This window comes from Rhizobium leguminosarum bv. viciae (assembly GCF_012276115.1).
Classification (GTDB): Bacteria; Pseudomonadota; Alphaproteobacteria; order Rhizobiales; family Rhizobiaceae; genus Rhizobium; species Rhizobium leguminosarum_T.
Genome location: NZ_WIEU01000003.1, coordinates 46,191 through 61,820 on the forward strand (window position 1 = coordinate 46,191; position 15,630 = coordinate 61,820).

At 61.7% G+C, this 15,630-nt stretch carries 16 protein-coding genes; 10 read left to right on the forward strand and 6 right to left on the reverse strand.

Going from position 1 to position 15,630, the window contains the following annotated elements:
• Window positions 1-106: 106 nt before the first annotated feature.
• A complete protein-coding gene (locus GFM02_RS06085) occupies window positions 107-988 on the forward strand; it encodes a 3-hydroxybutyryl-CoA dehydrogenase (RefSeq protein WP_017966357.1) in 882 nt (293 codons plus the stop codon).
• A gap of 178 nt (window positions 989-1,166) precedes the next feature.
• On the opposite strand, the gene tlpA is transcribed toward GFM02_RS06085, so the two are convergent.
• Entirely contained in the window at window positions 1,167-1,829 is a 663-nt protein-coding gene (gene tlpA, locus GFM02_RS06090; RefSeq protein ID WP_026265470.1) for a thiol:disulfide interchange protein TlpA, read from the reverse strand.
• 40 nt (window positions 1,830-1,869) lie between these two features.
• On the opposite strand from tlpA, the gene argH reads away from it, so the two are divergent.
• The 4 genes from argH (at window position 1,870) to GFM02_RS06110 (ending at window position 7,722) form a co-directional block, all read left to right on the forward strand.
• Complete coding sequence (gene argH / locus GFM02_RS06095; RefSeq protein WP_020051825.1) at window positions 1,870-3,273, forward strand: argininosuccinate lyase; 1,404 nt, start codon at window positions 1,870-1,872, stop codon at window positions 3,271-3,273.
• A 154-nt stretch (window positions 3,274-3,427) separates the two neighbouring features.
• Window positions 3,428-3,622 (forward strand): LPS translocon maturation chaperone LptM, encoded by a 195-nt coding sequence (gene lptM, locus GFM02_RS06100; RefSeq protein WP_026265471.1) that lies wholly within the window; start codon window positions 3,428-3,430, stop codon window positions 3,620-3,622.
• Window positions 3,623-3,633: 11 nt separating this feature from the next.
• Window positions 3,634-4,902 carry a diaminopimelate decarboxylase gene (gene lysA, locus GFM02_RS06105; RefSeq protein WP_168272783.1) on the forward strand — a complete coding sequence of 423 codons (1,269 nt, stop codon included), beginning with the start codon at window positions 3,634-3,636 and terminating at the stop codon, window positions 4,900-4,902.
• Window positions 4,903-5,067: 165 nt separating this feature from the next.
• Window positions 5,068-7,722 (forward strand): TIGR02302 family protein, encoded by a 2,655-nt coding sequence (locus GFM02_RS06110; protein WP_168321141.1) that lies wholly within the window; start codon window positions 5,068-5,070, stop codon window positions 7,720-7,722.
• A 138-nt stretch (window positions 7,723-7,860) separates the two neighbouring features.
• On the opposite strand, the gene GFM02_RS06115 is transcribed toward GFM02_RS06110, so the two are convergent.
• From GFM02_RS06115 to GFM02_RS06125, 3 genes are all read right to left on the reverse strand, one after another.
• Window positions 7,861-8,220, reverse strand: coding sequence for a response regulator (locus tag GFM02_RS06115; protein WP_020665298.1), 360 nt, complete (start codon window positions 8,218-8,220; stop codon window positions 7,861-7,863).
• Window positions 8,221-8,438: 218 nt separating this feature from the next.
• Window positions 8,439-8,981: a hypoxanthine phosphoribosyltransferase gene (gene hpt / locus GFM02_RS06120; protein ID WP_003543314.1), complete on the reverse strand. Its 543-nt coding sequence runs from the start codon at window positions 8,979-8,981 to the stop codon at window positions 8,439-8,441.
• Between the two features lie 127 nt (window positions 8,982-9,108).
• Complete coding sequence (locus GFM02_RS06125; RefSeq protein WP_168321142.1) at window positions 9,109-9,768, reverse strand: hypothetical protein; 660 nt, start codon at window positions 9,766-9,768, stop codon at window positions 9,109-9,111.
• A gap of 206 nt (window positions 9,769-9,974) precedes the next feature.
• On the opposite strand from GFM02_RS06125, the gene ftsE reads away from it, so the two are divergent.
• The 4 genes from ftsE (at window position 9,975) to GFM02_RS06145 (ending at window position 13,511) form a co-directional block, all read left to right on the forward strand.
• Window positions 9,975-10,634: a cell division ATP-binding protein FtsE gene (gene ftsE / locus GFM02_RS06130; protein ID WP_020051831.1), complete on the forward strand. Its 660-nt coding sequence runs from the start codon at window positions 9,975-9,977 to the stop codon at window positions 10,632-10,634.
• Window positions 10,627-11,640, forward strand: coding sequence for a cell division protein FtsX (locus GFM02_RS06135; RefSeq protein ID WP_131663282.1), 1,014 nt, complete (start codon window positions 10,627-10,629; stop codon window positions 11,638-11,640). The genes ftsE and GFM02_RS06135 overlap by 8 nt, the downstream gene beginning before the upstream one ends.
• A gap of 73 nt (window positions 11,641-11,713) precedes the next feature.
• Window positions 11,714-12,424, forward strand: coding sequence for a YdcF family protein (locus tag GFM02_RS06140; RefSeq protein ID WP_168321143.1), 711 nt, complete (start codon window positions 11,714-11,716; stop codon window positions 12,422-12,424).
• A gap of 289 nt (window positions 12,425-12,713) precedes the next feature.
• The gene (locus tag GFM02_RS06145; RefSeq protein WP_168321144.1) at window positions 12,714-13,511 is read left to right on the forward strand and encodes a lysophospholipid acyltransferase family protein; all 798 of its coding nucleotides are present in this window, start codon (window positions 12,714-12,716) and stop codon (window positions 13,509-13,511) included.
• Between the two features lie 2 nt (window positions 13,512-13,513).
• On the opposite strand, the gene GFM02_RS06150 is transcribed toward GFM02_RS06145, so the two are convergent.
• Window positions 13,514-14,044, reverse strand: coding sequence for a gamma-glutamylcyclotransferase (locus tag GFM02_RS06150; protein WP_168272778.1), 531 nt, complete (start codon window positions 14,042-14,044; stop codon window positions 13,514-13,516).
• A gap of 50 nt (window positions 14,045-14,094) precedes the next feature.
• Between GFM02_RS06150 and GFM02_RS06155 the strand changes: the two genes are divergently transcribed.
• Window positions 14,095-15,111, forward strand: a complete 1,017-nt coding sequence (locus GFM02_RS06155) for a DUF2125 domain-containing protein (protein ID WP_168321145.1) — start codon at window positions 14,095-14,097, stop codon at window positions 15,109-15,111.
• Between the two features lie 96 nt (window positions 15,112-15,207).
• Here the strand turns inward: GFM02_RS06155 and GFM02_RS06160 are convergent, their stop codons facing one another.
• On the reverse strand, window positions 15,208-15,627 hold the full coding sequence (locus tag GFM02_RS06160; protein WP_168321146.1) for a GNAT family N-acetyltransferase: 420 nt from the start codon (window positions 15,625-15,627) through the stop codon (window positions 15,208-15,210).
• Window positions 15,628-15,630: the final 3 nt, after the last annotated feature.

Here is a 15,630-nt window from a genome sequence, read left to right on the forward strand (position 1 = left end):
AATTATCTTTTATCGGGCTACTACTGCTGCCGGGCGATCCTTCGTCCGGCAGTATTGCTAGAAAAATGCGGCGGCGCGGGGGCGAATGCCGTGCGGGGGTTTGGAGATGAATGCGGTGTTGAAGAATATTGGTATTATTGGTGCCGGCCAGATGGGCTGCGGCATCGCGCATGTTTCGGCCGCCGCAGGTTACAGGGTTCACATCTACGATCTCTCGCAGGACCGCATCGAATCCGGCCTTGCCACCATCAACGGCAACCTGGCCCGCCTGGTGACGAACGGCAAGATGACCGAAGAGGAACGCAAATCGACCTTGTCGCTCATATCAGGCTCGTCCGATGTCAATGATCTCGCCCCCTCCGATCTCGTTATCGAGGCCGCCACCGAGGATGAAACGGTCAAGCGCAAGATCTATACCCAGGTCTGTCCGGTCCTGAAGCCGGAAGCGCTGCTTGCCACCAACACCTCTTCCCTTTCCATCACCCGGCTTGCTGCCGCCACCGACCGCCCCGAACGCTTCATGGGCATACATTTCATGAACCCGGTGCCTGTCATGAAGCTGGTCGAACTGGTGCGCGGCATCGCCACCGACGAGAAGACCTTCTCCGCCGCCAAGGAATTCGTCGGCACGCTGGAAAAGACCATCACCGTCGCCGAGGATTTCCCGGCCTTCATCGTCAACCGCATCCTGCTGCCGATGATCAACGAAGCGATCTACACGCTCTATGAAGGCGTCGGCACGGTCGACGCCATCGATACGGCGATGAAGCTCGGCGCCAACCATCCGATGGGACCGCTGCAGCTTGCCGATTTCATCGGCCTCGACACCTGCCTCTCGATCATGCAGGTGCTGCATGACGGCTTGGCGGACTCGAAATATCGTCCCTGCCCGCTGCTGGTGAAGTATGTCGAGGCCGGCTGGCTTGGGCGCAAATCCGGACGCGGCTTCTATGACTATCGCGGCGAAGTGCCGGTCCCGACGCGCTAAGCAGACATCATCAGAAAGGGTGAATGGACCGAGCGCCCGCGAAATGCTTTCCTTGCCGTGAACGCGAGGAAACGCAATGTCGATCGAAACTCCGATGTTCCTGCTGCAATGCTTCGTGCTCATCGGACTTGCGGGTGTGTTCCTCATAAAAGGAGACGGAGACTCCTGACCGGCATTCTTACGACCCGATCGCACCCTTGATCAGCGCCCTGGCATCCTCGCTGTCCCAAGCGGCAGGGCCGTTCATGGCGGAGATCAGGCATCCCTTGTCATCGATCAGTAGCGTCACCGGCAGCCCGAAAGCGAGGCCTTCCTTCTTCAGGCTGTTGAACACCGAAATCGTATTGTCGCGATAGAGCTGCAGCGCATCGACGCCGGTGTCCGCGAGGAAAGTCTTCGGCTTCTCGTCGTCGCCGCTATCGATATTGACCGGCACGACCTGGAACCGGTCGCTGCCCATCTCCTTCTCGAGCGCATTCAGTGCCGGCATCTCCTCGCGGCAGGGGACGCACCATGTCGCCCAGAGATTGAGAAGCACGGTCTTGCCGGCGAAATGATCGAGCGTCAGCGGTTTGCCGTCCGGCCCGTTGAAGGAAATGGCGGTCAGCTTGCGCGGCTCATTGACAGCGACCATGGCGGCCACCTGTCCCCTCATCAGCGGCGTAATGCCGGCCATGCGGTCTTTAGCGAGCTTGCATTCGACTGATGCCGTTTCACCGCCGCCATTGCCAATCCCCGTCTCCTTCACGTATACCGCTGCCGCACCGGCAACGACACCCGCAACGGCGGCTATCGCGATCCACTTCAGGGATGGCAGCCCGAGGGGTTTTCTTGTCGTCATTTCATTCTCCTGGACATGCATCCTCAAGGCGGACACCCTCATGGCCGACGACACCACGGACACCAAATCCTCCAACCAGATGTGGGGCGGCCGCTTCGCCTCCGGCCCGGACGCGATCATGGAGGAGATAAATGCCTCGATCGGTTTCGACAAGAAGCTATTCGCGCAGGATATCCGCGGTTCGATTGCCCATGCGACGATGCTCGCCCATCAGGAGATCATTTCCACTGACGATAAGGACAAGATCGTTCACGGGCTAAACACGATCCTGTCAGAAATCGAAAGCGGCAATTTCGAATTCTCGCGTCAGCTCGAAGACATCCACATGAATGTCGAAGCACGCCTGGCGACGCTGATCGGACCGGCGGCCGGCCGCCTGCACACCGCCCGCTCGCGCAACGATCAGGTGGCGCTCGACTTCCGTCTCTGGGTGAAGGAAGAGCTGCAGAAGACCGAGCGGATGCTGACCGGCCTGATCGCGGCTTTCCTCGACCGCGCCGAAGAACATGCCGAAAGCGTCATGCCGGGCTTCACCCATCTGCAGACAGCCCAGCCCGTTACCTTCGGCCATCACTGCATGGCCTATGTCGAAATGTTCGGCCGCGATCGCTCGCGGGTGCGCCACGCCATCGAGCATCTGGATGAAAGCCCGATCGGTGCCGCCGCCCTTGCCGGCACCGGCTACCCGATCGACCGCCACATGACCGCCAAAGCGCTCGGTTTCCGCGAGCCGACCCGCAACTCCATCGATACGGTCTCCGACCGCGATTTCGCCATCGAATTCCTGTCGATCGCGGCGATTGCGGGCATGCACCTGTCGCGTCTGGCAGAAGAGATCGTCATCTGGTCGACTCCGCAATTCGGTTTCGTGCGTCTTTCCGATGCCTTCTCGACCGGCTCGTCGATCATGCCGCAGAAGAAGAACCCGGATGCCGCCGAACTGGTGCGCGCCAAGACCGGCCGGATCAACGGCTCGCTGGTGGCGCTGCTGACGATCATGAAGGGCCTGCCGCTCGCCTATTCCAAGGACATGCAGGAAGACAAGGAACAGGTCTTCGACGCTGCCGAGAGCCTGGAACTGGCAATTGCCGCCATGACCGGCATGGTGCGCGACATGACCGTCAACACCGCGCGCATGAAGGCGGCGGCCGGCTCCGGCTATTCGACGGCGACCGATCTTGCCGACTGGCTGGTGCGCGAAGCGGGCCTCCCCTTCCGCGACGCCCATCACGTGACCGGCCGCGCCGTAGCACTTGCCGAAAGCAAGGGCTGCGACCTTGCCGAACTGCCGCTCTCCGATCTGCAGGCGATCCATGCCGACATCACCGACAAGGTCTATGATGTGCTGACGGTCGAGGCCTCGGTCGCCAGCCGCAAGAGCTTCGGCGGCACGGCGCCGTCTGAAGTGCGCAGGCAGATCGCCTTCTGGCGCGCCCGAAACTAAGAGACACCAAGCGTGGCGAAAGCCGCCGCGCCCTTCCTGCAGGCGCGGAAAGACCGCCCAACAATCAGGGTGCACAAGGCGAATAAACTTCGCTATGAAGATATCAATCATTCGCTATGAATGGTGCCATCGCATGCCGCAGAAGAGGATATCCATGCAGAAGAGCTTGCCGCACCTCGTCCGCCTGACGGCGGTTCTCGCCGTCATCGGCCTTGCCGTTGCCGGATGCGGGCGCAAGGGCGACCTCGATCCGCCGAGCGCTGCGGCAACCAAGGAAGGCGACGTTTCCAAGCCGACGAAACGGCCGGGAACCGTCGACAAGCCCTTCCTTCTCGATCCCCTTCTTTAAGGCATAAGCCCGTGAACCATTTCGAGTACCGTGACGGCGTCCTTCATGCCGAGAACGTTCCCGTTCCCGAGATCGCCAAGGCGGTCGGCACACCCTTTTACGTCTATTCCACTGCAACACTGGAGCGTCATTACCGCGTCTTTTCGGAAGCATTCGCCGACATGGACTCCATGGTCTGCTATGCGATGAAGGCGAATTCGAACCAGGCGGTGCTGAAGACGCTGGGCCGCCTCGGCGCCGGTATCGACGTCGTCTCCGAGGGCGAGTTGCGCCGCGCCCTTGCCGCCGACATTCCGCCAGACCGCATCATGTTCTCAGGTGTCGGCAAGACGCCGTCCGAAATGGATTTTGCGCTTGAGGCCGGCATCTACTGCTTCAACGTCGAATCCGAGCCCGAGCTCGAGATCCTCAACCAGCGCGCCGTCAGCGCGGGCAAGAAAGCGCCGGTCTCCTTCCGCATCAACCCTGATGTCGATGCAAAGACGCATTCCAAGATCTCGACCGGCAAGAAGGAAAACAAGTTCGGCATCTCCTGGGAGCGCGCCCGCGCCATCTATGCCCATGCCGCCAGGCTGCCGGGCATCGAGGTCACCGGCATCGACATGCATATCGGCAGCCAGATCACCGAATTGCAGCCTTTCGACGACGCCTTCAAACTGCTGCACGACCTTGTCGCGACGCTGCGCGCCGACGGCCACACCATCCATCACGTCGATATCGGCGGCGGCCTCGGCATCCCCTACAAGGACGACAACAATCCGCCGCCGCTGCCGGATGCCTATGCGGCAATCGTCAAGAACCAGCTGCGCGGCCTGGACTGCAAGATCATCACCGAGCCCGGCCGCCTGATCGTCGGCAATGCCGGCATCCTCGTGACCGAAGTCCTCTATGTGAAGGATGGCGGCGAAAAGACCTTTGTCATCGTCGATGGCGCGATGAACGATCTCATCCGCCCGACGCTCTACGAGGCCTATCACGAGATCCGCCCCGTGACGATTTCGGCGGCCAACGCGCCTCGCATCCGCGCCGATGTCGTCGGCCCCGTCTGCGAGACCGGCGATTATCTGGCGCTTGACCGCGAGATGGCGATGCCGAAGCCCGGCGACCTGATGGCCGTCAGCACTGCCGGCGCCTACGGCGCAGTCCAGGCCGGCACTTATAACAGCCGCCTGCTGGTGCCCGAAGTTCTGGTCAGGGGCAGCGATTTTCATACGATTCGCCCGCGCAGAACCTATGCCGAACTGATCAGCCTCGACTCCGTTCCGGCCTGGCTCGACTGAACAAGCCATCACTTTTTGGCGAATAAACGTGAAAAGCCGGTATTATCGGCCGCTCGCCCTCGCCTTCGCCACAAAGAGTGTTATCCTTTCGTTCATGAGCGTATTGCCCTGCAATCGCCGGAAGCGCCCTCTGTTCCAGAACGCCAGATCGCGGAGACCGGACCGATGACAAGCCCCTCTCGGCAGAAGAAAGGTGCATTTGCGTTCCGTCCCTCGCTTGCCCGGCTGGTGACGACGAAACGCCTGCTGGCGCGCATCGTGCTCTTTTTCGAGCAGCTGCTGCCGCCTTTGATGCCGGTACTATCCGTCATCGCCTTTTATCTTTCTGCCTCCTGGTTCGGCCTCTTCCGCAGCGTGCCGGACTGGCTGCGCATCCTGCTGCTGATTGTCTTTGCTGCCGCTTTTCTCGTCTCACTCCTCCCCTTCCGCACCCTGCGCTGGCCGAAAGTCGCAGAAGCCGACCGCATGCTGGAAGAGCGCAACGGCCTGCCGCACCAGCCGGTCACCGTCCAGGAAGACGAGCCGGCCTTCGATACGCCCTTCGGCCGCGTGCTCTGGCGCGAGCACCAGACGCGCATGGCCGAAAAGATCGCGGCACTCGATGCCGGACTGCCGCGGCCTGATATTGCCGTGCATGACCGTTTCGCGCTGCGCGCCGTCCCCGCGCTGCTGCTCGTCACGGCCTTCGGTTATTCGCTGTCGATCAACGGCGGCTCGATCCGCGACGCGTTGCAGGCAGCACCCGAGCAGGTGGTCAGCGATCCGGCAGTGCGCATCGACGCCTGGGTGACGCCGCCTTCCTATACCGGCCGCGCCCCGGTTTACCTGACGTCCGATGGCAGCGAGCAGGCGCCGATCGGCATTCCGCAGTTTTCAGGCCTCACCGTGCGCGTCAGCGGCGGAAAGACGGCCGAAAAGGTCGTGTTCCGCAAGGCGAACGGCGAGGCGCAGGATATCGCCGTGCAGGCCGATACCAAGCCGCAGCAAACGGCAGCATCAGGCAGCGAACAGCAGACGGCGGCACCAGCCAGCCAGGCTCTCGTCGCGCAGACGCATATGATGAAGCTTCAGGAGAACGGTGCACTCGAGGTCAATGGCCGCCGCTGGAGCTTCGACGTGCTCCCCGACAAGGCGCCGGAGATTGCCTTCGACGGTTTGCCGAAGCCCAGCGTCAACGGGGCGCTTGAAATCGGCTTCACCGTCAAGGACGATTACGGCGTCCAGGAGGCGCATGCGGAGATCGTTCCGGTCGAAACAGACCCGACGGCAACGCCGCTCTATCCGCTGCCGGAGTACCGGCTGGATATTCCCCGCCGCAGCAACGCCCGCGATGCCAAGGGCGTGACCAGCCGGAACCTGACCGAACATCCGCTTGCCGGCAAGCGCGTGCGCATCACCCTCGTCGCCAAGGATGCCGCGGGCCAGACCGGCCGCAGCCCGCCGTATGAGATGGTGCTGCCGTCGCGGCCTTTCAACGAGCCGCTTGCCGCGGCCGTCGCCGAGGAAAGGCAGGTCTTTGCGCTCGATACGCGCAAGATGCCGCAGGCGATCGCGCTGAACGAGGCGCTGACCATCCGCCCCGAAGAGACCATCCCCAAGCTCACCAACTACCTGCTGCTCGAATCAGCCTTGACGCGCATGAAGCTCGCAAAGGGCGAGGACGCGCTGAAGGATACGGCCCAATATCTCTGGGAGATCGCCCTCGGCATGGAGGATGGCGATCTATCGCTGGCCGAGCGTAAGCTGCGCGAGGCCCAGCAGAACCTCGCCGATGCGTTGGATCGCAACGCTCCCGACGAGGAAATCAAGAAGCTGATGGATGAGCTGCGCAAGGCGATGCAGGACTATATGACCGAGCTTGCAGAGCGCATGCAGAACGCGCCGATGCAGCCGAACCAGAATGCGCAGAACATCCTGCGCCAGCAGGATCTGGAACGGATGATGGATCAGATCGAGAATCTCGCTCGCTCCGGCAATCGTGACGCGGCCCAGCAGATGCTGTCGGAATTGCAGCGGATGATGAACAACCTGCAGGCGGGCCGTCCGCAGCGCGGCCAGCAGAGCCAGGAAAACAGCGAAGCCCGCAAGCAGATCGACAAGCTCGGCGAAATCCTCCGCGACCAGCAGAAGCTGATGGAACAGACCTTCCGACTCGACCAGCAGCTCAGGGACCGCATGCAGCGCGGCGAGACTGACATGGGCGGAAACGATCCGCTGCTCGACGAGATGAACCCCGGAGAGAACGGCGAGCCGCAGGACCAGCAGCAGGGCCAGCAAGGCAAGGAAGGCCAGCAACCCTCCGACCAGATGACGGCCGAGCAGCTGCGCGAGGCCCTGAAACAGCTGCGCGCCCAGCAGGATGCGCTCGGCAAGCAGCTCGGCGAATTGCAGAAGAGCCTTGGCGAGATGGGCATGAAGCCCGGCCCGGGCTTCGGCCAAGCGCAACGCGAAATGGAAGGTGCCGGCCGTGAACTCGGCCAGGGCCGCGGTCAACCGGCCGTCGAGGGCCAGGGCCGCGCTCTCGAAGCGCTTCGCCAGGGCGCCCGCGACATGATGAACCAGATGATGCAGGCGCAGCAGGGTCAGCAGGGTCAAGGCCCGAACGGCCAGGTGGGCCAGGGCGACCAGAACGGTCGCGACCCGCTCGGCCGACCACGCCGGACCCAGGGACCTGATTTCGGCGATAACGTGAAGGTGCCTGACGAAATCGACGTTCAACGGGCGCGAGAAATCCTCGACGCGATCCGCGAGAAACTCGGCAACAATCCGCCGCAGGAAATGGAACGGCGCTATCTCGAGCGGCTGCTGGACATCCAATAATCCTTCCGCCGCCGCACAATAGCAGGCGCGAACCGGATGGTTTTAGGCCGATCCGGCCTAAAATCTGAATCCCGTTCCAAATCAAGGAGGGTGAGCCGGATGCCGTCCGAAAACCGCTCACACTGTCGGCGTCATGTTTTAAGAGACGAGCGCCCGGGCGACTGCCTTGCGGATATCGGGAAGCGCGAATGGCTTGGCGACGACGTCGATGATCTTTTCGGCAAGATCGTCGGCCCGTTCGCGCTGTTCGGCATAACCGGTCATTAGCAGGATCTTCAGACCCGGGAAGGCGTCTTTTGCCTGATGGGCGAGTTCAATGCCGTCCATCACGGGCATGCGGATATCTGAAAGCAGCAGATCGTAGACCCCGTCCTTGAGCTTCTCCAGGCCTTCAGCCCCGTCGGCAGCCTCGTCGGTCTCGTGGCCGTCAAGCCGCAGGGCCCGGGCTACGAAGGACCGCAGGGAGTCCTCGTCTTCCGTAATCAGAATTCTTGCCATATGTGCATCGCTCCGTATCAGCCCCGTGACGGAAATCACCAGACTTTCCTTTTCGATCGGTAAAGATGAGGAAGCGATGGACGAGATGGTTAACAACCCGTCTCGAAGGCATTACAGCGCCGCGCGTCTTTAAGACGCGCAAAGGACGCTGTAACACTTTTAATTGCTGCATAATTTTATCCTTAAATCGATTCCGATTTAAGGAATTATGCAGTAGCTCAGGCGTCCCCGGTCACCACGCCGACGAAGGGCAGTTCGCGAAAGGCATAGGCGACATCCATGCCGTAGCCGACGACAAAATAGTCAGGGCATTCGAAGCCGACATAATCAGCCTCCAGCTTTTCCTTGCGCTTGACGCGCTTGTCGAGCAACACGGCGATCGTGACGTTGCGCGCGCCACGTTCGAAGAGCAGCTCCTTGGCAAAGAGCAGCGTGCGGCCGGATTCGAGGATATCGTCGATCAGCAGGACGTCGCGGCCATGCACGTCACTGTCGATATCCTTGACGATGCGCACGCCTTGCGAAACCGTGCCGATGCCGTAACTCGACAGCGTGATGAACTCGACCTCCGGGGCAAGCCCGCTATCATGCAGGGCGCGGATCAGGTCGGCGGCGAAGATGAAGGAGCCCTTGAGCACGGCAATGACGAGCAGATCCTTGGTCGGGCCGCTGGCGATCTCCCGCGCCATCGAATGATTGCGCTCGGCGATCTGCTCGGCGGTGAAGAGCGGCTCGATATTTTTTCCGCGCACGACAGGCATAAGGGCTTGCTCCATGAAAAGAAGGGTAAGCCGTTAGCACATATGCGAGCCTGAAACAGCCTCGCCGGCTATGAAATTAACGGGATTGGCGCGACCTGTGGCGCGAAAGTCGGCATTCCATGTCCTGTTACGTCTGTGGCAGGAAGGAAAGCCGGACTTCCGGCATTTCTCCGCCGGCATGCTGGACGCGAGCCGAGAAGCCCCTGCTCTGGCCGCCATAGATCACGTCGGCGGGCGGGTTGATGACGATGCTTGCGGTCAGCCGCTCGTCGGTCACGAGATCGGCACGGATCGGATGCACCGTTTGCGTGGCGCCGCTCTCGTTTTCGATGATGCCGTTGATGACGAGCACGCGCATGCCGTTCGCATCGCGCGGCGTCACCGTGACGTGGGTGAAATGCAGCGATGCGCCGGAGGTGGCTCGCTCGCCGGAAAGGCCGGAAAAACCACCCGCAAGCCCGAAGACGAGCACGACGAGCGCCAGCACCAGCGCTACGAAGCTCCGCATCGACGCGCGCTGCAGCCAGGATTCCACGGTCTGCAGAACGGAAGCAGCCATTGCCGGCATGAAGGGCGGCGGTGCGGCGTTTGCGGCAGCCATACGCTTGCGGTTGTCGTTATAGGTCCTTGCATTGAATTCCCTGGGCCGAACTTTGCCGAGGGTGACGAATTCGGCGTCGGAGATATCGGCAGGACGCGCCGAGCGGTACCGACGGTTGGCAGGTTCCGGCGGCAGAAAATCATAGGCCTGGCCAGGCGTCCGGCGACTGAAGGAGGATGCTTCCATGGTGGCTGCCTCGCAGATGTCCACATGGTTTCGCCGCCAGGGGAAATCTTGGCATTGAAACGAATCCTGCTCAGTCGTAAATTTTAATAGTTAATGCTTCGCAAAGATCGCCATCAAACGGGCGTCTTTCCAGCAAAATTTACCGGCTGTTAACGGTGTTGGTTAACAAGTCGTGCGGTGAAACCCACAACAGACTGAGCTGCCCGTTGATCCACTTCGAGAATGTCGGTTTGCGCTACGGCATGGGCCCGGAAATCCTCCGGGACCTGACCTTCGACATTCCGAAGAAATCCTTTCAGTTCCTGACGGGTCCATCGGGCGCCGGCAAGACGTCGCTGCTGCGGATGCTTTTCATGTCGCTACAGCCGACGCGCGGCCTGATCCGCATGTTCGGGCGCGACATTTCCGAAATCCCCCGCCCCGAACTGCCGCTGCTGCGCCGCCGCGTCGGCATCGTCTTCCAGGATTTCCGCCTCCTCGACCATCTCACCACCTATGAGAATGTCGCTTTGCCCTTACGGGTGCGTGGCAAGGATGAGAGCTCCTACAAGACCGACGTCCTGGAACTTTTGAAATGGGTCGGCCTCGGCGAACGCATCAACGTGCTGCCGCCCGTACTCTCCGGCGGCGAGAAGCAGCGCGCCGCAATCGCCCGGGCGCTGATGGATCGGCCGGAAGTGCTGCTGGCCGACGAACCCACAGGCAATGTCGACCCGCCGATGGCCAAGCGCCTGCTCAACCTTTTCCTCGAGCTGAACCGCCTCGGCACGGCGGTCGTGATCGCCACGCATGACTTGGCGCTGATGGAACAGGTGGAAGCCCGCCGCATGATCCTCTCAGGGGGGCATCTCGATATCTATGACTGAGCCTCCGTCCAGAAACCGCGAGAAGGCGCCGGCCAAGGCCCAGCAGAAGCGGCCGGAATTGCGCGTGCGCCCGACCGCGCCCATCCTGCCGCCTTCCAACATCCAGGGCAGTGCCTTGATGGTGGTGATATCGATCATGGCCTTCCTCGCCTGCCTGACGCTCGGCGGCGTCAGCATGGTGCGCTCGACGGCGGCCAGCTGGGAGAGCCAGATCTCCCGCGAGATCACAATCCAGATCAAGCCGGACGACAATCTTGACATGGAAAAGGCGCTGACCCAGGCGCGCGACTTGGCGCTGACCTTCGTCGGCACCAAGAGCGGCCAGATCGTCGACGAGGCGGCGACCGCTCGCCTGCTCGAACCCTGGCTCGGCCCCGGTCTCGATCTCAAGGATCTGCCCGTTCCCCGCCTTGTCATCATCACCATCGACGAGAGCAATCCGCCGGATTTCGGTTCGATGCGGGCATTGCTGAAGGACAGTATCCCGCAGGCCACCCTCGACGATCACCGCACCTGGGTCGACCGGTTGGTGTCCATGGCGCACACGACTGTCATGATCGGCACCGGCATCCTGCTCCTGGTTTTCACGGCGATGGTGCTCACCGTCGTCTTCGCCACGCGCGGCGCGCTGTCGGGCAATCGTCACGTCGTCGAAGTGCTGCATTTCGTCGGCGCCGAAAGCTCCTTCGTCGCCACCGAATTCCAGAAGCATTTCCTGAAGATCAGCCTCAAGGGGTCGGCGATCGGCAGCGCGCTTGCCGCGCTCTTCTTCGCCACCGCCGGTTTCTGGCAGAGCCGCACCCTCGCCACCCCGGAGACGGACCAGGCGACCGCGCTCTTCGGCACCTTTTCCGTCGGCGTGCTCGGCTATGCCGGCATCTTCGCGACGATGATCGTCATCGCGCTCCTGACCACCTTCACCGCGCGGCTGACCGTCATGCGGACGATCTACGAAATCGATACTCTACGCTCGGACCCGACACGCACCGACGGCATCGGAAGTTGATCGCGACCGTGCCGTTTTGCCATGAAAGCGTCTGTTCCGCGCCGCAATCAGCGTATAATCACGATTCATGACGATGGGACACACGACACCCAACCCGATTCATCAGGACCCGGAGCTTGATCGCCCGGCAGGTTTGCTGCCGCGGCGCGGGCCGATCCGCCGCCTGCTGCGCTGGGGCGGCTTTGCCTGCTTGCTGGCGATCGCCCTGGTGTTCGGGGGGTTTCTGCGTTTCGCCGATTCCGTGACGACGCTGAAGCCCCCGGCCGAACCGAAGGCGGATGCCATCGTGGTGCTGACGGGTGGTTACCAGCGCATCGACCAGGCCGTGGAGCTGCTGCAGCAGGGTGCCGGCAAGCGCTTGCTCATTTCCGGCGCCCACCCGACGACGACCCCGGCGCAGATCCGCAAGATGACGCAGGGTTCTGCCGATCTCTTCTCCTGCTGTGTCGATATCGGCTACGATGCGATCGACACGATTGGCAATGCCGAGGAAGCTTCGAACTGGATTCACGCCAAGGGATACCGCAGCGTTCTGATCGTCACCAACAACTACCACATGCCGCGAAGCCTCGCCGAGCTCTCCTATGTCGATCCCGACATCGAGTTCATCGCTTATCCCGTGGTCAACTCGGATTTGAAGAGCCGCAACTGGTTCACCGACCCGAATGCGATGCGCGTCATGCTGGCCGAATATGTGAAGGTGCTGCTGACCGGCGCCCGCAACATCACCGGCTTCGGCCGCCACACCGGGCTGCGCTCGGCAAATGCGTCCGGCCACGAATAGAGCGCCGCGCGTCCGATAGGACGCTGTGTCTTTTGTTTTGCGCAATCCCGGACGCAAAGCCGCTGCGCAGTTTTGCTGGAATTGCTCCAGAGCATGATGCCGAAAAGTGTGAGCGGTTTTCGGACGACATCATGCTCTAACTTTATAATGTAGAACAGGATTTAGATTTTAGGCCGAACAGGCCTAAATCATCCTGTTCTAGGCTTTTACACCAAGGCAGCATCAAACGCTTTTTATGATGGGCAATATCGTGTAGGCCGGTCGCGTGAGCATGCCTCGGGAAAGTTTCATGATCGCCCTGCGTTCCGTTCTCTTCAACACGATCTTCTACGCCAACCTCATCATCCGGATGATCGTGCTCTCGCCCTACTATTTCGCCGTGCCGCGCAAGATCGCCTATGCGATTCCGAAGAACTGGGCGCGCTCCAACCACTGGCTGATGCGGGTGATCGTCGGCACTACCTTCGAGATCGAGGGCCTGGAGAACCTGCCTGACGGCAGTTACATCCTGGCGCCGAAGCATCAGTCCTTCTGGGATACCTACGCGCTGCTGCCCTGGCTGAAGGATCCGGTCTACATCCTGAAGCGCGAGCTGATGTGGATTCCGCTCTTCGGCTGGTATGCGAAGAAACAGCGCATGATCCCGGTCGATCGCGGCGCCCGCGGCAAGGTGATGGTGGAAGTGCTGAAGCGCACGAAGGAAGAGCTTTCAACCGGCCGCCAGCTCATCATCTATCCCGAGGGCACCCGCCGTCCGCCGGGTGCGGAACCGCTCTATAAATACGGCATCGCCCGCATGTACCGCGACCTTAACCTCCCCGTCGTGCCGGTCGCCATGCATCCCGGCCTCTTCTGGCCGCGACGGAGCATTCGTCGTTATCCCGGCCACTTCAAGGTGAAGATCCTGCCGCCGATCATGCCGGGAATGGATCCGGACGCCTTTTTTGCCCATCTGATCGAGGTATCGGAGCGGGCAAGCGACGAGCTTCTGCTCGAAACCGTGGCGCAAAATCCGCATCTGCCGCTCCCGCCGACGGCGGTCGACAGACTGGTCGAGCTGCGCAAGCTGAACGCAGCAACTGGCTGAGATCAGGCGGCGCGCAGCCGCTCCACTTCGTTGACGACCTGCTCCAGCCAATGGTCGCGAATGCCCATCTGCTTCAGATGCGTCAGCGTATTGAAGACATAGGCATCATTCGGACCAGACCGGCCCTTTGCTTCGTTCACCACCCGTGCCGCCGCAAGCGCATCGAGCGCGCCGGCATATTGCTCATGCTCGCGATCGATGATGTAGGCGACCGCTTCCACCCGGCGCCGGCCGGCAAGCTGCAGCTGCACCCGGCGCTCCAGATAGACGTTGGTGACCAGCTCGCGGGCGCGGAGATAATCGATCACCTCATCCCGTTTTTCGGGCGAAATGCGGAAAGCCATGCCGCGGCAGGCGCCGCCCCTGTCGAGGCCGAGAACCAGACCCGGATTGTCGCGAGTGCCGCGATGGACAAAGGAGCGGACGCAAAGCGAACGCCTGTAGCCGTAGACCAGGGCCTCTGCCCGCTCCGTGAACTCGAAGCCCGGATTCCACATCAGCGAACCGTAGCCAAATACCCAAAATTCGTCCATATCGCACGCCAGACCGGAATCACATTTGCGATTCACCATTGGAGAACATCATGGCAGCGTCAAGCCGATCCGGCAGCAGCCAATCCGGCAGCGGCAAGAAATTCTGGTTGCTGGGTGGAGGTATCCTCCTGGTGATCGCGCTTTATACCGGCGGCTGGTTCTATGCGGCGTCGGCATTGAAGACCACAGTGCTGAAAGCGATCGCGCCGCGCGATCAGGCAGGCGTCAGCGGCGAATGCTCCAATATCGAATTCCGCGGCTATCCTTTCCGTATCGGCCTGTTCTGCTCGAAGATCGATGTCGACGACAATGTCAACGGCGTCTCCGCCACCTTCGGCGCGCTGCGCTCGGCAGCACAGGTCTATGCGCCCGGCGATATCGTCTGGGAACTGGATTCGCCGGCCGAAATCCGCACCAGCAACGGCCTTTCGATCTCGGCCCAATGGACGAACCTGCAGGCAAGCCTTGCGACCAGGCTGCAGGGCGTCGACCACAGCTCGACCGTCATCGAAGGTCTGAAGGCGATGGCCGTCTCCTCCTACACCGGCCAGACCATGAGCTTCGATGCCACTCGCACCGAAATCCATCTGCGCCAGAACGGCGCCGATCTCGACGGTGCGATCTCCGTGCAGGACGCCAACGCAGCGATCAAGGACTGGCCGCAGGTCTTCCCGAAATTGTCGGCCAGCATCGATCTGACCGTTGCCGGCAAGGCCGGCCTGATCGATGGCAGCGACCGGAATGGCCTCAACGGTGCCACGGGCGACTTGCGCCGCATCGTCGCCGACATCGGCGACGGCAAGGTGATGACGCTTACCGGCCCCTTCTCTTTCGACGAGCAGGGCTTTCTCTCGGGAAAATTCAAGCTGGAGATCGAACAGCTCGGCCCCTGGGGCGACAGCCTGAAACAGGCCTTTCCGGATATGGCCTCGACCGTCAACACGGCGACGAAGCTCTTGAAGGCACTTGCCGGCGGCGGCGACAAGGTCTCCGTCGATCTCGTCGTCGATCGCGGCAATGCCACCGTCAGCGGTTTTATCCCGCTCGGGCGGATTCCGCCGATCTGAATATCTCCCCCAAAAGTGTCCAGCGGTTTTTGGATACGGGATGCATAGGAAAAACCCTGAAGCGCGTCGCATGATTCCGGCTCGACGCGAGGCGCTTCAGGCAATTCGCTTGATGAAAAAGACTTCCGGCACCGATTGCAGGCCGGGTAGTTCGATCGCACCGGTTTCAGAAAATCCATTGCGGCGATGCCAGTCCTGAGGCCGGCTTTCGTCGCATTCGCTCGACGTCATCAGCATGCGGGCGCCGTCGTCGCGCATGGCGTCTTCCCAAGCGAGAAACAGCGCCGTTCCAATGCCCGACCGGCGGTGGCCGGGCAGGACGCGGATCATTTCCATATAGGGAACCCTGCCCCAGAAGCGGGAGAAGCGCAGGAAGCCGACGATCTCGCCGGCCTCCCTGGCAACCAGATATTCGCCGAGCGCGACGCAGCGCGATACCCACGCTTCACCGGCGCTGGCGTCCTCGCGCACCAGCCAGTCGATATCCGCCTGGCCAGCGCTTGCCACCTCCACCATCGC